Origin of the sequence: Formosa undariae (genome assembly GCF_042427615.1) — a bacterium.
Classification (GTDB): Bacteria; Bacteroidota; Bacteroidia; order Flavobacteriales; family Flavobacteriaceae; genus Formosa; species Formosa undariae.
This window is the reverse complement of sequence record NZ_JBHMEZ010000003.1, coordinates 651878-674068: the sequence shown is the minus strand read 5'-3', so window position 1 is coordinate 674068 and position 22191 is coordinate 651878. Positions and strand designations below refer to the sequence as shown.

Annotated in this window: 12 protein-coding genes; all 12 read left to right on the top strand. The window is 34.1% G+C overall.

Translation table 11 applies throughout. The features are described from left to right. The first annotated feature begins 22 nt into the window (after window positions 1-22). The 12 genes from ACFFVB_RS06310 to ACFFVB_RS06255 all read left to right on the top strand — a co-directional run bounded on the left by ACFFVB_RS06310 (window position 23) and on the right by ACFFVB_RS06255 (window position 22189). Window positions 23-1384: a family 43 glycosylhydrolase gene (locus ACFFVB_RS06310; protein WP_382381870.1), complete on the top strand. Its 1362-nt coding sequence runs from the start codon at window positions 23-25 to the stop codon at window positions 1382-1384. Window positions 1385-1414: 30 nt separating this feature from the next. Beyond that, window positions 1415-3052: a GH39 family glycosyl hydrolase gene (locus ACFFVB_RS06305; protein WP_382381869.1), complete on the top strand. Its 1638-nt coding sequence runs from the start codon at window positions 1415-1417 to the stop codon at window positions 3050-3052. Window positions 3053-3593: 541 nt separating this feature from the next. Continuing rightward, window positions 3594-5396 carry a hypothetical protein gene (locus tag ACFFVB_RS06300; protein WP_382381868.1) on the top strand — a complete coding sequence of 601 codons (1803 nt, stop codon included), beginning with the start codon at window positions 3594-3596 and terminating at the stop codon, window positions 5394-5396. A 79-nt stretch (window positions 5397-5475) separates the two neighbouring features. Next, the gene (locus ACFFVB_RS06295) at window positions 5476-6810 is read left to right on the top strand and encodes a hypothetical protein (RefSeq protein WP_382381867.1); all 1335 of its coding nucleotides are present in this window, start codon (window positions 5476-5478) and stop codon (window positions 6808-6810) included. 28 nt (window positions 6811-6838) lie between these two features. Next, window positions 6839-7822, top strand: a complete 984-nt coding sequence (locus ACFFVB_RS06290) for a hypothetical protein (RefSeq protein WP_382381866.1) — start codon at window positions 6839-6841, stop codon at window positions 7820-7822. Window positions 7823-8250: 428 nt separating this feature from the next. Continuing rightward, window positions 8251-10494 (top strand): DUF7133 domain-containing protein, encoded by a 2244-nt coding sequence (locus tag ACFFVB_RS06285; RefSeq protein WP_382381865.1) that lies wholly within the window; start codon window positions 8251-8253, stop codon window positions 10492-10494. 448 nt (window positions 10495-10942) lie between these two features. Next, window positions 10943-12178, top strand: coding sequence for a glycoside hydrolase family 88 protein (locus ACFFVB_RS06280; protein ID WP_382381864.1), 1236 nt, complete (start codon window positions 10943-10945; stop codon window positions 12176-12178). A gap of 1128 nt (window positions 12179-13306) precedes the next feature. Beyond that, on the top strand, window positions 13307-16522 hold the full coding sequence (locus tag ACFFVB_RS06275) for a SusC/RagA family TonB-linked outer membrane protein (protein ID WP_382381863.1): 3216 nt from the start codon (window positions 13307-13309) through the stop codon (window positions 16520-16522). Between the two features lie 44 nt (window positions 16523-16566). Further along, window positions 16567-18324, top strand: coding sequence for a RagB/SusD family nutrient uptake outer membrane protein (locus tag ACFFVB_RS06270; RefSeq protein WP_382381862.1), 1758 nt, complete (start codon window positions 16567-16569; stop codon window positions 18322-18324). 566 nt (window positions 18325-18890) lie between these two features. After that, complete coding sequence (locus ACFFVB_RS06265; protein ID WP_382381861.1) at window positions 18891-19994, top strand: glycoside hydrolase family protein; 1104 nt, start codon at window positions 18891-18893, stop codon at window positions 19992-19994. A gap of 35 nt (window positions 19995-20029) precedes the next feature. Beyond that, window positions 20030-21355, top strand: a complete 1326-nt coding sequence (locus ACFFVB_RS06260) for a sugar porter family MFS transporter (protein WP_382381860.1) — start codon at window positions 20030-20032, stop codon at window positions 21353-21355. A 15-nt stretch (window positions 21356-21370) separates the two neighbouring features. Then, complete coding sequence (locus ACFFVB_RS06255; RefSeq protein WP_382381859.1) at window positions 21371-22189, top strand: alpha/beta hydrolase; 819 nt, start codon at window positions 21371-21373, stop codon at window positions 22187-22189. The last annotated feature ends 2 nt before the right edge of the window (window positions 22190-22191 follow it).

Genomic DNA, 22191 nt, shown 5'->3' with positions numbered 1-22191 from the left:
ATAATAAATACATGTGATAGGTATGAGATATAAAGTTAGTTTATTATTAGCAGTCTTTGTAACGACTTTTAATATAATAGCACAAAATCCAATTTTTACCAGTGTTTTTACTGCCGATCCTTCTCCGCATGTATGGCCTGCAGATCCCAATACACTTTGGGTATATACAAGTCATGACGAGCCAGGCTCTAACAATCATTATGGAATGACGGGATACCATGCCTTTTCTACTACAGATATGGTAAATTGGACAGACCATGGGCGTATTTTGCATTTAGAAAATGTAGACTGGGCAGAGAGTCATGCTTGGGCTATGGATGCCGCATTTTATCGCGGTCAATACTATTTAGTGTATTGCATGAAAGAAGCCGGTATCGGACTTTTTAGAACGGGGATTGCACGTAGCGATAGACCAGAAGGACCATTTACCGACTTGGGTTATGTTAAAGGTGTGGAATTTGGTCAAGATCCAGCCATATTTATAGACGACGATGGTACGCCATATTTATATTGGGGGCATGATAGAAAATGTTATGTAGCCGAGTTAAACGCAGACTTAATGTCTATTAAGCCAGAAACCTATACGGACTTAACATCTCAATTAACGCATGTTTTTGAAGGTCCTTGGGTACATAAAAAAGATGGGAAATATTATTTAACGTATCCGGGTTTAACACCTCGACGTTGGCCAGAAAAGATGTTTTATGCGGTTGCAGATAAACCCTTAGGACCGTATGAATTTAAAGGTGTTTTTATAGATGATTTTGAAGGGCAGAGTGGAACAAACCATGGAGGAACTGTTACTTATAAAGGGAAAGATATTATGTTTTACCACAGTGCTTGGTTGTCTGGTGGTTTAAGTGAAACGCGTTCTGCGATGGCCGATTATTTAGATTATGATAAAAATGGAAATATACTTCCAATTGTCCCTTCAAAAGAAGGTCTAGGTAATGCAAAACGGACTAAAACAACACTTAAATTAGAAGCAGAGAATGGTTTTGCGGCTGGCGGGGAATTGTACAATGTAATTGTAGATACGTGGATTAAAGGGTATAGTGGTAAAGGGTACGTTACGAATTTTGATAATCCGTATGACCACGTTTCTATATTGGCTCAGGTTGCAAAACCAGCAAAATATCGTTTTAAAGTCGGGTATGCTTCTCCCGATGGAGAATCAAATCACGATATATTGATCAATAGTCGTGTCTATAGAGAATTTGTTTTTCCGCAGTCTAAAGCATTTACAGAAATTGATTTCGGAATTGTAGAATTAAAGGCTGGAGATAATGTAGTACGCATCCTCAAGAGAGATTGGAAACCTTCAACAGGAGATTTTGCAATCGATTATATAAAATTAGAACAAGTTTTCGAAGACGAAAAATAAATTTTTATACACTGAAAAAGTAATAATAATATGAAAAAAATAATATTGACAGGGCTATTGGCCTTAGCTACTCAACTTGGTTTTTCTCAAGAAAAAGTGCTTGTTAAAGCAACGGCTCCAGGTGAAAAATTCGAGCATTTTTGGAGTAAAAGTGTTGGTGCAGGTCGGGCTAACGAAGGTTTACGCGCCGGTTGGTTGGAGCAATTAGAAATGGTTCAAGAAGATTGCGGATTTGAGTTTGTGAGATTTCACGGGATATTCCACGACGATATGTTTCCAGTATTTGAAAAAGATGGGGTATATACCTATAACTGGCAATATATCGACGATTTATTTGACAGAATGCTAGATCTTAATGTGAAACCTTTTGTAGAATTAGCATTTTTTCCAACAGCATTAGCAGCAGAAAATAGTAAAACTCAATTTTGGTGGAAAGCAAATATTACACCAGACGAATCTAAATTTGGTGAGTGGCATAATTTAGTTAAGGCCTTTACTCAGCATTGTGTAGACCGTTATGGCATTGATGAGGTGCTTACTTGGTATTTTGAAGTATGGAACGAACCAAACTTACATTACGGTTTCTTTGATGGTACAAAATCGCAATATTTTGAGTTGTATAAGCAATCTGTAACAGCGGTAAGATCTGTCGATAACCGTTTATTAGTTGGAGGTCCATCTAGTAGTAATTTTGTTGCAGACGGGCGTTACGATGGTGAAGTTGAAAGTAGAGATGGAGATCTTATTACGTTCACTGCAGATAATATTAACGATCTAGAATGGAAAGGCGCTTGGATAGAAGATTTCTTAGCATACTGTGAAAAAGAAAAACTACCGGTAGATTTTGTGTCTACACACCCATATCCAACAGACTACCCGTTTAATCCAACAACGGGTGCAGGAAAAGATTTTTCTCGTTTTGTAAATTCTACCAAAACCGATATGGAGTGGTTGAATAAAGTGATTAAAAAAAGTGCCTATCCGAATGCGGAAATTCACTTAACCGAATGGAATACAAGTCCGAATAGTAGAGATGCGATGCACGACTTTTTACCACCAGCAGCTTACATTGCTAAAGTAAACTTAGATTGTATTGGCTTAGCTAATTCTTTAGCATTTTGGACATTTACCGATATTTTTGAAGAAAAAGGAGGCGCAGAAAGTATCTTTCATGGTGGTTTCGGAATGATAAATTATCAAGGCTTAGTAAAGCCATCTTACCATGCCTACCGTATGTTGCACCAATTAGGAGATGAGGAGCTTTTTAAAAATGACTACTTATTTGTTAGTAAAAAATCTACCGACGGTAAAGTGGTGGCTTTGGCTTATAATTATCCTGAAGATCACTATAACGCCGTGCCGTCAAGTATTAAGAAAATCGATCAGTATGAAAACGGGAAACCACGTCAATTAGATTTTACGATTTCAGATTTAAAGCCTGGAGCGATGTTTAAAATAGAAGTTTTAGATGCTGAAAGTGGTAATATTTACAAGTATTGGGAATCTATGGGGAAACCAGAACCACCTACACGTGAGCAAATTAAAGTGATGAAGCAATATGCCGAAAATTTAAATACAGAATTAGTGACTGCAAATGCTAAAGGAAACGTTAAAATTAAACGCGAATTAAGTCCTTGGAGTTTGGTATTGATAGAGCAAGTGAATTAATATAAATTTGAGATTCAGGTTTAATAGATTATAAAGTAAAACAGGCTGTCTTAAAAAGATAGCCTGTTTTACTTTATAATCTAAAATGTATATAAAAAACTAGGCTTAACGATTAATAATATGATTGTAGAATTATGCTTTTTTCAAAAACTTACGGTTCATTCAAAATTAGTTGAGATTATTTTCATTCTGGAGATGTTAAGTTAATATGTTGATTTTGAGTAATATTTTGATTTTTTTTAATTAGTGCTAAACTTTCATTGTTTTTACTTCAAAATCTATTTTAAATAGGGTTTACTTACATTCTTATAAGTTTTGAATCACCTCTATTGCTTAAGATTTTGATAATTAAAAAGTAAATATTTCATGCTAAGAACCCTATTCTAAATCCAAAATAGGAATAATGGCTCATAGTTTATATATAATGGATTGCTAGTTATACAGGCATGTTTAATTTTTTGCAAAATTGCAGTTGGCGACAATTTATGAAAAATCATGTTTCAGATTTTAGTTGTTAAAATTCTAAATTCAAAAAGATGTTATGAGATTAATTATTTCCTTTTCGATAGTATTACTTCTACTTACGAGTTCTATTCATGCTCAAGAACAAGATGATCATATACAAGACAATAATTATTGGAATAGTAATACGCCACTTGCCGCTTATAGATTGCCACCAGCACCAAAAGGCTATAAACCAACTTATATTGATTTAGATGGCGATGGCGATCCAGATGTTTTACGTTCTATAACAATTCATAATACACCCATTCAATGGATAGACGATGATGATGATATGAAAGAAGGCGAATTCGAAGGCGATACAGATAGCGATTGTTTAATGATAGATGTAAACAAAGATGGTAAATATGGAGATAGAGGAGATATGGCTATCGATTGGATTGATACCGATGACGATGGCAAAGCAGATATGCAGGTTTTGGTAGAAAATTCTCCTTTGGAAGATGATAGGTTATCGGGGCCAGATCAACATTATATGTGGGTCCTAGATACCGATAAGGATAATGTATTTAACTATATAGATTGGAATACGTTTAAAATTCGAGCATGGTTGCATGAAGGTAATTCAAATTTCCTTGAGGATTATAGCGGACAAAGTACCTTCCTTAAAATTCATTCTTCCACTTTCATAATGGATGATGTGCGTTTAAGTTGGGAAAATCCTTTTTTGTTTTTCGATCAAGATAACGATGGATTGTCAGATATGGCCGTTAGATGTTTGGATCGGTATAAAAAGAACGAAGGAAAAGATGATGATCGTGGTTTAGATATGACTGGAAATATTCAGTTAGTGGCATTAACGTACGATATGGATAATGACAATGTTGCAGGTAATGAATTCGATTTTGATATGTCTTTTCGCTTTACAGGAAAAGGATTCAATTATCTGGATCAGGTACACACCTTTAAAAACCGACGAGTAGAAGAATCGGATTTGTTTTTTTTAGATGCACGTTGGAGAAAGATTACAGAATTAATTTACCCAAATCATGATTCGGTATTAGACTTAACGTATAATCGAGGGGAATGGGATGAAATTTATTTTGTGTACGACGAAGACGATGATTGTGAACGTTGGGAAAGAGTAGAGTTTTACGATCCTTTAGATCCTTTTAAAATCGGACTAAAGAATGGAGGTTTAGACGACAACCAACAAGCAGATGCAATTGGGGACCGTGGCGAATGGGATTTGGACAATAGTGGAAAAGCTAATTTATATATTTCTAAATTTGATGGTAGACTTCACTTATATGGTGCCGAATGGGGATGTTGGCGTATAGATCAATTAGCATATTCTTACCAAGGTTGGGGCGGATTGTATAACGAATACACGCCAAGATGGGAACGTCTACAAAAGGAGTTTAGCCCATTTAGTACATTTAAATATGAAGATACAGACAATAATGGGTTTTTGGATAAAATAGAAATGGATATTGATGGAGATGGTAAATTTGAAAAAATAGTTTCACTAGAAGCCTTGGGATTAGATGATGAATGTGAAATTATAAGGACTTCAGAAATGAGTTATGAAGATTATAGAAAACTGCATACTACTATGTCTAATGATATTTGGAAAGGCGCACAAGACGCACTTGTTGTTGCAGATAATGCAGGGATTAATACGTCATGGTATGCGCTAATGATAAATCCGAAGTCAGAGAATCAAAAATATAATTATGGATATTGGATACAATTTTATGTGTATATGGATTTAATAGATTTAGCAAGCCGAACCAATAATACTTCGGAAATTAAGACTCTAGATCAAGCTTATTTTGGAGGGGATTGGGCAAAGGCTCTAGACGTAGTGAAAGCATTTTAACCGTGTGTTTATATAGAGTAAGCCAAAATGTACTGTTACTCTTCTAAGATTGAAAAGGATAATATAAAATAAATAAAAAATGAAACTAGCACAATATATTTTAATTCTTGTAGTGTTATTTATTTCTAATATCAGTAATGCCACAGAAATAAAAATTAATAGCTTAAAGGAACTAGTTAATTATGCATCAAAGAGCAGTAATGTAATAACAATGGCTCCTGGGGTTTACCAATTAACAGATTATTTTACTTTAGATTCCATGGCGGTTAAACATGATCGCAAAGCATTTCAATTTATAGTGTTTAGCGGAAGTCATAATGTGTTTAAATTGGATGGTGTAGAAATTGTAGTCGATAATAAACTACGTGCAGCATTAAGCCCACCACTACACAGCAATGAATTTTTAATAAATGGCGCGAACAATGTATTTGAAGGATTATCTTTTAAATATAAAGGAGAAGTCAATGCGCCTGGAGGTGCTGTTTTAGAGGTTGGTGGTAAAGATAATACGCTTAAAAATGTGGTGCTTCATGTTTCGGGATCGTTTCCATATGGATATGGCGATTATCTCGGAAAAGGAAAAAATAATGTAGTTAAGCATCAAAAACATAGTGGACTTTTAATAACTGGATTTAATACAAAACTCTTAGCGTGTAAGGTGTTTATGAAATCTTTTGGACATGCATTTTTTATACAAGGTGGAGATAATACATATTTTAAAGATTGTTATGCAGAAGGCGAAATTCGCTCTACAGACGAGATGTTAGCAGAAACTTCAGGACCCGCTTTCGATAATGATTTTGCTTCAATTTATATGAATTATGATGGCGAGAAAAAAATCCCCTCAGGCTATATGAAGTCGCTAAACGAATGTGGATTTCGTACTTATAGTACAGGTAAAGTTACAGCTGTTAACTGTGTTGCTAAAAATATGCGAGTTGGTTTTGCTTTAGCGAAGGTATCTTTAGATAATTGTGAAGCTATTGATTGTGAACGTGGTTATTATTTAAATAAAGCCGTCACTAAAAATAGTCGTGGCGATGCCAAATATGGACCACTATTATATCTTGTAGGAGATGAGCCTTCTCAAATTGATTTAACCTTAACTCCGGGAGAATCTGAAATGAAAGTACATGCGTTAGCAACAATTAGTGGAACAGGACACGAAGTAAATATTAAAAGTACAGATCAAAATAAACGTAAAAAATCAATTCCAATAATGCTTGGTTATGGCATGCCTTCTTCTGGTGAAATTGCATCACCATTACCTGCAAAAGATGCTAATCATATTAAAATAACAAATACCACTACAATGCCTATTGTTGTTAATGAGACCGCGAGCGATTGTGTAATAAACACAAATGGTATAATAGAAGGGAATGCAGGGAAAAATATTCAAATAATAAAAAACTAATCAGATTCAAATTATTAAATTTAGAAACATGATTAAAACGTATCTTAAGTCTATTGTTATAGCTGTTATTTTATTAAATGGATTTGTTTCAAAAGCAGTGCAATTAACAGAACACCCGAAGGCTGAAATTTCTAATGGTATTGTAAAAGCCCAAATTTTATTACCAGATCTGGAGCATGGCTATTATAAAGCAACCCGATTTGACTGGTCGGGAGTAATTTCTAATTTAGATTATAAAGGTCATAGCTATTTCGGAACTTGGTTTGATAAAGATAATCATCCAGCACATGCAACCATAATGGGGCCTGTTGAGGCCTATAGTCCATTAAATTATAAGGATGTAGAGGTAGGAGATGCATTTGTGAAAATAGGTATCGGAGCACTTTTGAAATCTTCTAATGAATCTCATAGTGATTTCATACCTTATAAAATTGTAGATCCAGGAATATGGGAATTAAAAATGACTACAAATTCGGTGGAATTCATTCATAAGTTAAGCAATGGCGGATATGCTTATGAATATATTAAGACGATTGAATTAGTTGAAAATCAGCCCAAAATGATTATTTCTCACCGACTAAAAAATACAGGGTTAAAAACAATATCAACAGTTGGTTTTAATCATAATTTTTTGGTTTTGGATAATCAGCCAATAGGTAAAGGTGTAGAATTATCATTTCCTGTAGCTGTTTCCGGTAGCGGAAGGGGCGAAGATGACATGTTCGCAATACAGGGAAAAAAGTTGGTGTTTCTAAGACTATTAGACAACGAAGAATCATTTGCATGTAAGTATCTAGAAGGTCTTAACAGTGTTGAAGATTTTGATATTAGACTTGAAAATCATAATTCAAGAGCAGGGGTTCGTATTACTGGAGATTATAAACTGCCAAGATTAAGGTTGTGGGGAAATGCCAAAACGGTATGTCCTGAAACCTATATAAATTTAAAGGTTGAAGCAGGTGAAGACTACAATTGGAGTTATGATTATGAATTCTATGAAACGGCTGAATAATTATAACAGAGCCTCTGATTTCCATTCGAAAACCTCAAATTAAAGTATAATATTTTTCACTGAAAAAAACAGCACTGTTTATTAAATATAGATTTATATATTTGAAACCACTTCCATAATATTAAGATATAGTACAATTTGTGCAGCAATTAGATCCTTGAATACTGAAGGAATAAAAGGATAGCGCTTGCTTTCATAGTTAGTGTACTATGCAATAAAAATGGGGTAAACAACAAAATATATAAACGGTTTTAGAAATCAATGTGTTAAGGCAAATGGTGTTTAACCAACATTTAATTTTATGTCACACTTAGCCAATAAATACCTGTTGATTATTATCTAAAATAGGGTTTAAAATGCAGTATTTCTTGTGTTTTATACTCGATACCGTATTTAAGATTAACAAACTTTACTAATTAAATTAACAAATGATGATTAAAAACATGTTGCCTGTTTTATTAATAGTTTTTCTGCTTTCCAGCTGTAAAGAGGAGAAGAAGGAGTACGTTGATAGAATTTATGAAAAACCTGAAATTATAAGAGAGGCGTCTTCTGCGTTTTTATCGCCAGAAGAAAGTATGAAAACCTTCTATTTACCAGAAGGGTATAAGGTTGAACTTGTGGCCAGCGAGCCTATGGTTGATGAGCCAATTACAATGGCGTGGGATGGCGATGGCCGTATGTATGTTGCCGAAATGAATACCTACATGCAGGATGTTGATGGTACAGGAACGAATGTGCCCGTGAGTAGAATTAAATTACTTACAGATACAGATGGCGATGGGAAAATGGACAAAAGCACGGTGTTTATCGATAGCTTGATGTTACCAAGAATGATACTACCTCTTGAAAATGAATTGATTGTTAATGAAACGTATTCATACGATTTATGGAGTTACAAAGATACAGATAATGATGGGGTAGCCGATACTAAGGAGCGTGTGTATTACAATCCAGATCGTAGAGGAGGAAATTTAGAGCACCAACAAAGTGGTTTAATTTGGAATTTAGATAACTGGGTTTATACAACGTATAACCCAATTCGATTTAAGTTTACTAAAGGGAAAGTGGTTGTAGATTCTCTAGACAATATGCCTAGCGGACAATGGGGATTAACTCAGGACGATATGGGGAATATGTATTATTCTTCAGCAGGAAGTGAAAATCCTGCATACGGATTTCAGCAACCAGCGGTTTATGGCGATTATAATCCAAAAGGAAGATTGTCTGAAGGGTTTATGGAACCTTGGCCAGTTGTTGGAACTCCAGATGTACAAGGAGGACCAAAACGTTTACGTCCAGACAATACTTTAAATCATTTTACAGGCGTTGCCGGACAAGAGATTTTTAGAGGACATAAATTACCACCTTCTACGTATGGCGATTTATTTATTCCAGAACCCGTAGGTAGACTTATTCGTAGAGCTAAAGTAAAAGTTGAGAATGGTAAAAAAGTGTTGTATAACGCTTACGACGAGGCTGAATTTATGGCGTCTACAGATTTAAACTTTAGACCAACACAAGCCAAAACAGGTCCAGATGGTGCATTATATATTGTAGATATGTATCGTGGAATTATTCAGGAAAGTAATTGGACAAGAAAAGGAAGTTCTTTACGTCCAGTGATTATCCGTAAAGAATTAGATAAAAACATAGGAAAAGGAAGAATTTATAGAATTGTTCATGAAGATATTAAGCCAGACGTTAAACCTGAATTATTGAGTAAAACGGCTTCAGAATTAGTGCCGTTTTTAGGACATCCGAATGGATGGTATCGCGATACGGCTCAAAAATTAATTATTCTAAAAGATGATGCTTCTGTTGTTTCAGAATTAAAAGAGGTCGTAATAGATAATGCATCAATTTGGGATAATGTATTTGGAACAGATAAAGATTTAGGGATTCAGCGTGTGCATGCACTTTGGACTTTAGAAGGTTTGGGCGTCGTTGATAAAGATATTATTCAGCAAAAATTCAAGGATGAAGATCCTCGTGTACGTCTTACAGCAATCAGATTAAGTGAGAATTTCTTAAGATCGGGAGATACAGATATTCTAAATGATTTAGAGACACTTTCTACAGACTCGTCTATAGAGGTCGTAAACCAAGTGGCTTTAAGTTTGCGATATAGTAAAGACGAAAAAGCAACGGCCTTACTTCAAGCCATTGGAGAACGTTCTCAGGATAATGAAATTATTACTCATGGCGTAACCGAGAGTTTAAAGAAAGACGATTCTAAACTAGAGCAGTTAAAACAGCGAATAAGTAGAAGAGGTTTAGGCGATAAGAAAAGTATATTAAGAGGATACGATTCTTATAATCAACTTTGTGTTACCTGTCATGGTTCTAATTTAAAAGGTGAAGCTATGGAAGATGGATCGCTTGTTGCACCGTCTTTAATTGGTAGTCCTAGAGTTATGGGAGACGATACCGATTTACTAAGTAAGATTTTGTTAAACGGACTTATAGGGCCTGTAGATGGTGTGGAATATGGTATTATGATGCCATTAAATGCGAATGACGACCAGTGGATTGCCGATGTATTATCTTATGCTAGAGCAATGAATGATGTTGGTGGTGTGCATAAAAAAGTAGTTCGTAACGCGAGAAATAATTCAGAAGATAGAGAAGACTATTGGACGTTAGAAGAATTGGAGAACGAAAAAAAATAGTAAAATATTATATTTTAAAAAAGGGTTGAAATCTAGGTTTCAACCCTTTTTTTATGTCTTAGAAAAAAGCTGTTTATTACGCTAAAATGTAAAACAGATTAAGTTATTTAAAAGCAATACGTCTGTAATTTAATATTTCAAATTCAATGTAAAAATTAATTGTTCCGGATTAAAGACAGGAGACTTATCGTAAAAATAATCATCTAAATTTTAAATTACTCAGAGAACAAAAGCAGTGTGTTTTTAAAAATAAATGAATTAAATGTTGTTAATACACGCAATACCTCTAAATACTGAGGTTTATGGGGTTAAAAGGGTAATAATTTATCAAAATTGATTCATAGTTTATACATTAATGCAACGTGGGGTTTTATTATTGCATAGTAGATTATAACAAAATTTGAGAAACAATTTAAACGATATAAAATTCAATAAAAGAATAAGGAATATGAAGATTTTTAAACTTACTACGGCTGTTTTTTGCATGGCACTTCTGTTGTCTTGCAATAATAAAGCAGATAAAAAAGCGAAAAGTGAAGAGGTTGTAGCGGTAGCATCAAAAACCAACGAAGATGTAATACTTGATAAAAGTGTTGTAAAAATTAAAACGACCCTACAAAACTTAAAAAGTGCAGATAGCTTTCCTAGAAATATAACTAAAGGAAACAAAGACTGGAATTTAGTAGGTGTTAAAGATTGGTGTTCTGGCTTTTGGCCTGGTACCCTGTGGTATGCTTATGAATATTCTAAAGATCCAGAAATTTTAGCTGGAGCAGAAAAATTTACAGCGCCACTTAAAACAATAGCATATACGCCTGCAGAGAATCATGATATCGGATTTATGGTATACTGTAGTTATGGAAATGGTTACAGATTAACAGGTAACGAAGAGTATAAAACGATTTTATTAGCTGCTGCAGATACCTTAGCGACACTTTACAATCCTAAAGTAGGAACTATTTTATCTTGGCCAGGTATGAAACATAAGTTTCAGTACAATACGATTATCGATAACATGATGAATTTAGAGCTGTTGTTTTGGGCTGCTAAAAATGGAGGAGATAAGAGTTTATACGATATAGCTAATAGTCATGCAGAGGTGTCTATGAAATATTTAGTGCGTCCAGATTATTCAATCTATCATGTGATTTCATTCGATGAAAAAACAGGTGAATTCATAAAAGGAGCAACGCACCAAGGATATGCAGACGAGTCTATGTGGGCTAGAGGTCAAGGTTGGGGAATCTACGGGTTTGCAATGTCTTACAGAGAAACTGGTAACGAAGAATTTTTAACTACATCACAAAAATTAGCAGATCATTTTATAGAGCGTTTACCAGAAGATGGTATGCCTTACTGGGATTTCGATGATCCGAAAATTCCGGATGCACCTAAAGATGCTTCTGCCGCAGGTGTTGTAGCATGTGGAATGTTAGAATTGTCTGAGCAATTAACAGACCCAGTTTTAAAAGAAAAATATTTTAATGCAGGAAAGAAATTAATCACTTTATTAGGCTCTGACGCTTATATGAGTGGAGATACTAATGAATCTCTTTTACTACATTCTACAGGACATTTACCTCACAATTCAGAAATTGATGTCCCAATAATTTATTCAGATTACTATTTTATGGAAGCTTTATTACGCTTAAAGAAAATTGAAGATAGAATAGTACAAAATTAGTTTAGTTTGTTTTTTTTTAGATCACGAGACATATAAGTGATTTAATTTCATTTGGTTAAACCCTTTTAGGAGACATTCTAAAAGGGTTTTTTTTGTTTATACTTTTTAGAAATTTAAAGCTATTATTTAGATTTAGACTATAATTATCATTATCGTATACGTAAGTAAACTCCTTTTCAAGATATGATAAGGCGTTTGTTATTGGTGGGTATCACTAAATCTATACTACTGTGTATAACTATAGAATGCGTATGTTTTGAAGATTCGAGTAGGAATGGGGCTTTATGTGCTGTTTGGTGGTCTAAAGTGCTGTAAAAAAGTGTGTAATTACGAAGATGTTTATTGACACAACTTGTATGCATAATTCTAATTCTAGTAAAATTTTACTGTAATTACTCCACTTAATTCTAGTTCTATTAAACGCTTATTCTTGTTTATCGTTGCATGTTAGATAAACTATGGCATATTTATAATACTATTTTATTAACTGAATACGCGCTTAAAAAATACAATGACCTTGAAATTTGTGTTACGTTGTTTTAAACGTACTTGTTACTAGTGTTTTATGGTGGAAATCTGTAAAATATCCATTCATTTTTTACTAAACGATTTCAATTTTACGCCTTTTTTATAAAATGTAGGCGCTGTAAAAGGAATTAATCTGTATTCATTATTTTTTAAGATTACAATTCATAAAATTGATTAATTTAAGTTAAAAATCATAATCACAATTATGATATTGTTATTAATAGAATGTTAAATTTGTCTTTTTATGAAAAAATCATGAAATTATAGTTCAATATCACTATTTCGATTGAATTCCCCTATTTATAAGGGCTCAGACGTGAAAATGGACCATAATTTAGTGATATAGAATCATGTTTTAGAGAAGATATGAGGCATTATTTATAAAATTGTTAACACAAAAGCATAATAAAATGTTAATGCCATTTTAATTATCTTCTAACAAACAATATTAATTTAAACACGCTAATTATGACCAGAAAAAAATTACTAAAAACAAACCAAACCATTTTAAGAGTTTATCTATTAGACACAAATTGTATGCATTAAAATTTGGTCTAAACTTTAACAATCAATTAAATAGTATAACGAAAAAAGTATTTTATGTATCAGAATAATAATTTAAAAAAGTCTTCGATAAAGCCAGTGTTGTTTATGGCTTTATTGTTATGCTTATCATATAGCGGTATGTATGCTGCAGATGATAAGGATAGATCGGCTAACTCAAATAGTGTTAGTGAACAAAATTTAACAATAACAGGTACGGTAACATCTGCAGATGACACGATGCCATTACCTGGTGTAAATATTCTTTTAAAAGGAGTTGCGGGAAAAGGAACAGTAACAGATTTCGATGGTAATTATACTATCGATGTACCTTCTGCTAATTCTGTTCTTGTGTTTAGTTACATGGGATATACAACAAAAGAGGTAACTGTAGATGGTAAAACAAAACTTAATATTGTTTTAGAATCTAATTTAAGTGCCTTAGATGAGGTTATTGTTGTAGGTTATGGTACAGCAACAAAAGAGTCTTTAACAGGTTCTATTGATCAGGTTACTTCAGAAGTATTTGAAGATCGTGCCGTATCTAACGTTGCTCTATCTTTACAGGGAGAAACGCCTGGATTAACAGTTTCTAGATCGTCTTCAAGACCAGGTAACGAGGGTGTTAATTTAACCATTAGGGGGGCTACTTCTGTAAATGGAGGAAGTCCATTAATCGTAATGGATGGTGCTCCGGTATTTGATGACAATGAATTCTTTCAAATGAATCCTGACGATATAGAATCTATTAGTGTACTTAAAGATGGTGCAGCTTCTATTTATGGTTCAAGAGCAGCAAATGGTGTGATTTTAGTAACTACTAAAAAAGGTAAAGGCCAGATGAAGGTTGAATTTAGCTCTATGCTTAGAGTTAACATTCTAGGTCAGAGACCACCTGTTACTAATTATCAAGAATATGGACAAATTTATTTAGATGCTGCTGAGCAAGATACCACTCCTAATTACTGGAACTGGGGTAAAGAAACAGTAGAGGGTATTGCAGCTGGTCAAGAAGGTTGGTTTCAAACTGTACCTGCTGGCTGGGGATACAATGGATTAATGTATTTAGGAAATGCAGATCGTTATGAAGAACTTTTCGGAACTAACTTTGGAAATCAACAAAACTTAAGTTTATCTGGAAGTTCAGAACAAGCAAGATATAGATTATCTTTTGGTCATTCAGAATCTCAAGGAGCCTTAAAAACAGCATACGATGGAATTAAGCAGTACTCAGTAAGATTAAATACAGATTTTAACATTACCGAAAAGTTAAACTTAGCTGCGAATGTGTCTTTGCAAAAAAACGAATCATCTAGTCCTTCAACATCATTCGGACGCGCAATGTTAGCTCAAGATCCACCAGTTTTTCCAGCAAAAAACGATTTAGGTCAGTGGTATGCTAACTTTGGTGTTGGTAATAACAACTCTATTGCAGGTACTACAGATGGAGGTAGAGAAAATAAGGATGAAATTATTGGTAGACTTACCTTGAATCTTAATTATGACATAGGTGCTGGATTCAGTGCTAATGCAACTGCAACGTATAACAATGTTAATGAAAGACAAGATAATACGAGTTTAAATGTACCTACCTATAACTGGAATGGAGAATATGCTAATGCATTAAATCCAAATCCAAACATAGAAACAATATCAACTACAGCAACATATCAAACTTATGGAGGATTCTTAAACTACGAGAAAAGTTTAGGTAACCATAACTTTAAAGCTATGGTCGGCTTAACAGCAGAAAAGTACTTGTATAAAGCGCTTGAAGGAAGAAAGTTCGGTCTTGTAGATGAAGGTGTATACGATATTAATGTGGGGACAGGAGTACAAGAAAGTGAAGGAGGTCAAACTCAATATGGTTTATATTCTTACTTATCAAGAATTAATTATGACTATAAAGGGAAATACTTATTAGAATTAGTAGGTAGACGTGATGGATCTTCAAGATTTGCTGAAGGCTTTAAATTTAATAACTATGGAAATGTTTCTATAGGTTGGAATATGCATAAAGAAGCATTTTTAGAAGACTTTGATGCATTAAGTAATTTAAAGCTTAGAGGAAGTTATGGTACTAGTGGGAATCAAGTAGGTATTGGACCTTATGATTATGTGTCAACAATCGGATTTGGTACGGATCTTTTTGGTACAGGTGGAACAATAAGCCCAACAGCTTATATTAACGGATTAACCACAACAACGCGTACTTGGGAAGAAGTGGTAATGAAAAACGTAGGGATCGATTTAGGATTCTTTAACAACAAATTATCTGGATCTTTGGACTTATACGAAAAAGTAAACAATGGTATGCTTGTTAATGTACAATATCCAGAAGTTTTAGGTGCTACTGCTCCTAAAACTAATAGTGGAACATTAGAGACTACAGGTTGGGAAGCAGCATTAAGTTGGAGAGAAACTAAAGGAGAATTTTCTTACAATATTGGAGTTAACATGAGTGATACTAACAATACGTTAGTTAATTTAGAAGGAGGAAACTCTATACAAGCAGGAGTACGTTCAACAGTTGAAGGGTATCCATTAGATTCTTATTTTGTTTGGGAAACAGATGGTTTTTTCCAAACTCAAGCAGAAGTAGATGCTTATACTGCACAATATTCAGGTGCAGGAACTGAAATTCCTACAGGATCTTCCTCATTACGTGTTGGAGATGTTAGAAAAGTAGATTTAGATGGGAATGGTGTATTAAACGATCAAAATTCTGATCAAGATAAAGGTCAAGGAGATGTTAAATATATAGGAGATGCTCAATCACATTACGTTTTTGGTATCAACTTAGGAGCTAAATATAAAGGTTTCGATTTTAATGCACTTTTTCAAGGTCAATTAGAACAAAATGTAATTAGAGGAGAAGTTACCGCATTTCCATTTTCACAACCATGGTCTAATCAAACGACTGCTTACAATGGGAAAATGTGGACTCCAGAAAACACGGGGGCAGATTATCCAAGATTATCATCTCAAAGAAATTTAGCAACTTGGAACTGGGCAAACAACGACTTTTTCGTACAAAATAATAAATATATACGTCTTAAAACTATAGTTATAGGGTATACGTTACCAAGAACAGTTCTAGATAAATTAAAAATGGATAAAATCCGTTTCTATCTTTCAGGAAATGATTTATTTGAATTCACATCTTTGGTTGATGGTTTCGATCCTGAATCAGGAAATACTCTAGCAACGGATAATAGAGAAATATATCCATTTCAAAGAACTTTAGCATTAGGTATAAATGTAACATTTTAAGAGCTATGAGAGCGCGAGTATTTAATAACGAAAAAAATATACAGATGAAAAAAATAATAATATTATTCTCAGCCGTATGCGTATTGCTAAGCTGTGAGGATAAATTTCTAGACTTGGATGATCTGGATAGTGTAACAGAACAGGTTTATTTTGATGAACCTCAAAATTTTATAGATGCTGCTAATTTCTTTTATAGAGGTTTGCATTCTCCACAAGCGACAAGTGGTGATGGTTTCGATATGATAACAGATTTCGGAACGGAGTTGAATGGGTATTTTCAAGACTACGGACAGGGACTTAACACGGCTACAGATACAGATGTGTATTGGAATAATGGATATTCTAACATTAGAACCATAAATGTATTACTTGAAAAGGCAGATGAGTATGTTGAAAAAGGTTACGGAGAGAAAGCTGATATAAGTGAGTCTGTGGCTACAGCTTATTTTTTCAGAGCATACCAACATTTTAGATTACTAAAACGTTTTGGAGGTGTACCAATTGTAACTGAAGTTACAAATGTTGATTCAGAGATTCTTTATGCTCCTAGAAATAGTAGATATGAAGTTATACAACAAATCCTTAATGATTTAGATTTAGCAATTGCAGATTTACCTGAAACAGCAACTGGAGTAGATTTAGGTAAAATTAGTAGTACTGCTGCATTAGCTTATAAAGCACGTGTACTTTTATTTGAAGGAACTTGGGAGAAATATGTAGGAACTGCTACAGATTTTGAAGGATCAGGATCAGGAGCTAATTCTGCTGCCTATATTGCTGAAGCTGTTACAACGGCAAAAGCAGTTATTGACAGAAACGAATATGCAATTTGGAACAAAAATAGTGATCCAAGCATGGAGAATAATTCTTACAAATGGTTGTTTACCTTGGAAGGAGCAGAATCAAACCCTGGAGGTTATACTAAATCTTCTAATAATGAATTTATTATTCAAAGTGTTTTCGACTATGAATCTGGAAACAGATTGGGTGGTGGTCAATTCACTCAAATTAGTGAAGGAAGAAACGCACCTTCTCAACTTGCATTAGATATGTACTCAGCCCTAGATGGGTTGCCAATAGCAAAATCATCTCAATTTCAGGGATATGCTACACAGTCTACTCAATTTATAAATAGAGATTATAGAATGTGGGGTAATTTTGGAGGAAGTGTAGTTGAAAACGGATCTCGTCCAATACCTGTTATTTCAAGTGTTAATAACTCTAATTTAACTAACTGGAAATTTATAACTTGGAATAAATACAGAACTGTAGGGACAGAGGCTTTTAACTATCCGCATTTACGTTATGCCGAAGTATTATTAACTTATGCAGAAGCTTTATATGAGCGTGATGGTTCAATATCAGATGGAGATTTAGATCTATCGATCAACATTCTTAGAGACAGAGCAGGTATTGCTCCACTAACTAATGCATTAGTAAATACTAATAATTTAGATATGTTAGATGAGATTAGAAGAGAGAGAACTGTAGAGTTATATATGGAAGATAATAACCATTGGAATGATATTAGACGTTGGGATACTGCAGTAGATTTACTTAATCAAGATATAGTTGGATACATTATTGAAGGTACAGAGTACGATACAAATTCAGAACTTTTTGATCCAGGAACTGCAATTTATGGATACGATGATAATTATCCTTCAGGGGTAGGGCCAGTAAAGGCTTTAATTATCGATCCTAAAAGTAATAGACCATACAGTATTAAAAATTACTTGTGGCCATTACCAATAAATGAAACGGTAATTAACACAAACTTGGTGCAAAATCCAGGATGGTAAAAAATAGATAATATATTTATTATTTTAAGGCAGCTGTGTTAGTTCACAGCTGCCTTTTTTTTGCATATAATTTATCTTGTTGTGGTCGTGATTTGTTAGACGATGTAGTACAACTTTTTATTTCGGAACATATAGCTCTGCGCAATATGCTGGTCTAATTTAATAAGTTCAACGCATAATTGTTGCTGATTTTAAATTAGTAAATAATGAGAAAATGACTCAGACTAAGCCGTATTGTAATTATATTAAAAAGGGAAAATATTTTAATTAAAAATTGATGTCGTTTTTGGAAAACCCAGTAAATACGGTAGGTTTACAGGTAAAATGGTTGCCTAGTTATAGTCTTTGAGCTATAATTTATTTCGTTTTTAAGAGATAAGAATTAGATTGCAATAGTTATTGTTTTTTTTATAGTCTTAAAAATTATAGAACTGTTTTTAAGACAAGTTAGAATTGGTTTGAAATTCATCCAATGAGAAATAAAAATCAATTTGGATGGATTTTTTTTAAAAGAACAAATGACGAATAAAACGCAATAATTATTTTACTTTCTATTGACCTAAAAGATGAAGCATTTAAAAATAGCCATAGTACTTTTCTTATTATTAAATAATATGGGGTTTCTATATGCTCAAAATTTAATAAACGGGAAACTTGGAGAAGCACCAGTAAATGGCGGACTTCAAATGGAAAATTATTGGGTGTGGGGAAGTTCTGTTATAAAAGGCGATGATGGTTTGTATCATATGTATGCTTCACGTTGGTCTAAGTTTTTACCATTTCATCCGGGTTGGATGATTGGTTCAGAAATTGTTCATGCAACTTCAAATACGCCTGAAGGACCGTATACGTTTCAAGACATAGCATTAGAGGCAAGAGGAACACAATATTGGGATGGTCGCTCTACTCATAATCCTAAAATAGTAAAATACAAAGACACCTACATTCTGTATTATATGGGGTCCACACATCCGTTCGAGGATGTAACCTTAGATAATGTATCCCAACTAGATTTACAAAGTAAATGGTGTATTGCTGCACGTTGGGGAAAACGCATTGGTATGGCAACGTCTAAAAGTCCGAACGGACCATGGAAGCGTTTAGATGCGCCTATATTGGATGTGAAACCAAATTCATTTTATAGTTTTTTAACCTCAAACCCATCACCTTTAATTAAGGCTGATGGTTCTGTCGTTTTACTATTTAAAGGACGCGATTATAAACCCGATGGTATTAATAATGCAGATATGAGCATTGGAGTTGCTACAGCTCCATCTTTTGAAGGGCCGTATACTGTAATGGGAGATCAGCCTTTGTTTTCTTTAGATCATTTTGGTGAAATTGAAGATCCGCATTTATGGAGCGATGCAACTGGATTTCATATGGTCGCTAAAGATCAGCGTGGTGCCATAACTGGCGAAGCTGGCGATGGACTACTAGCACATTCTCCAAATGGTATAGATTGGACAGTCGATAAAAATCCTAAAGCATACACTAAAACGGTGACTTGGGATAATGGTAAAACCGTAAAACAAGGACAATTAGAACGTCCGTTTATTTTTGTTGAAAACGGCAAGCCTACACATCTGTTTTTTGCGACTATGGATGGTCCGGGGGGATTTGGAAACGGTACAAAAACATGGAATATGGTTATTCCTATAGAACAATAAACTAAACTAATTAATAAAGCTAAAAACTGAATAGTATGAACAAAAAAATAATGTTATGGTCTATTACCGCAGCACTTGCCGGATTCTTATTCGGATTTGATGTGGTTGTAATATCTGGTGCCGATAAAAAATTACAAGCCTTATGGGGCTCTTCAGAAGCTTTTCATGGCGCTGTAGTTATGGGGATGGCACTTTGGGGAACCGTAGTTGGTGCTATTTTTGGAGGCCTTCCAACTAATAAATTCGGACGTAAAAATACATTAATAGCTATTGGAATTTTGTTTGCAGTTTCAGCCATAGGTTCAGCATTATCTAACGATCCATATGTGTTTGCTTTTGCGCGTTTTATTGGTGGATTAGGAGTAGGTGCATCTACAATTGCAGCACCTGCTTATATTTCTGAAATTGCACCTGCTAAAGATAGAGGGCGTTTGGTGGCGATGTATCAGTTTAATATTGTTTTTGGTATTATGATTGCCTATTTATCCAATTATCTATTAAGTGATATTGGTGAGAATGCATGGCGATGGATGTTAGGAGTAGAAGCTATTCCTGCAGTTTTATATATATTATTCGCTTTAAAATTACCGAAAAGTCCGCGTTGGTTATTATCACAATCAAGAGAAGCAGAGGCAAGAGACGTCTTAAAAATTATAGATCCAGATGCAGATATCGATGTACAAGTAAGGGAGTTTAATGCGCATTCAGAAGGTAGTGATAAGTCTGAAACGATATTCATTAAAAAATATAGATTCCCATTAATGCTAGCATTTTTTATTGCATTCTTTAACCAGTTTTCAGGAATTAATGCCGTATTATATTATGCACCGCGTATTTTTGAAGCAGCAGGATTAGAAGAAAGTTCTGCATTATTAAATAGTATTGGGCTAGGTGTAACTAATCTTGTTTTTACATTATTAGGGGTGTTCTTAATTGATAAATTAGGAAGAAAAACATTAATGTATATTGGTTCTGTAGGTTATATTGTTTCACTCGGATTATTAGCCGCCGCATTCTTATTAGAGTGGTCGGGTATGGCAGTACCATTTTTCTTGTTTTTATTTATAGGAGCTCACGCTATAGGGCAAGGTGCTGTAATATGGGTGTTTATTTCAGAAATTTTCCCTAATCATTTACGTGCTTCAGGTCAGGCTTTTGGAAGTTCTGTGCACTGGGTTTTAGCAGCACTTATTCCGTCATTATTTCCATTTTTATTAAAGTTAGTTGGTGGAGGAGCAGTTTTCCTTGTGTTTGCAGTAATGATGATATTCCAATTATTATTTGTAGCGTTTATGATGCCAGAAACAAAAGGAAAAACATTAGAAGAATTAGAAGATGTAATGCTTAAAAGAAATAAGTAATTAGTTCAAAAGAATATGAAAAATTTTATTGCGATTTTTAGTATGTTTTGCATGACATTGTCAATGTATGCATCAAAAGTAGATACACTTTTGGTGCATAGCGATGCCATGAATAAGACCGTTAAAAACGTTATTATCACACCAGATTCGTATAGCGCTAAAGGAAAAGCATTTCCTGTGGTTTATATGCTTCATGGTGCTGGCGGAAATCACGCGGCTTGGTTAGGAAAAGCTCCAGATATAAAAGCGTACGCCGATTTGTATCAGGTTATTTTAGTATGTCCTGATGGCGATAAAACGAGTTGGTATTTTGACAGCCCGGTAGACGATAGCATGAAATACGAAACGTACATTTCAAAAGAACTAGTTTCAAAAATAGATAAAACGTATAACACGGTAGCCGATTCTAAACACCGTGCTATTACGGGTTATAGTATGGGTGGTCACGGTGCATTGTACTTAACATTTAAGCACCAAGATGTTTGGGGTGCTGTGGCGAGTATGAGTGGTGGCGTGGATATTAGACCTTTTCCTAGAAACTGGGATTTAGAAAAACGCTTAGGATCTTATGCCTCAAACAAAGATAATTGGGAAGAAAACACTGTAATTAATATGGTGCATTTGTTAGATGGAAAAAATCTAAAAATTCTATTCGATTGCGGTGTAGACGACTTTTTTTACGATGCGAATGTTAGACTCCATAAAAAAATGATGGAACGTAATATTCCTCATGATTATATAGAACGTCCAGGCGGACATACCAATACCTATTGGAGTAATTCTATAAAATATCAAATGGTGTTTTTTAATGATTTCTTTAAATCAGCAAAATAAAT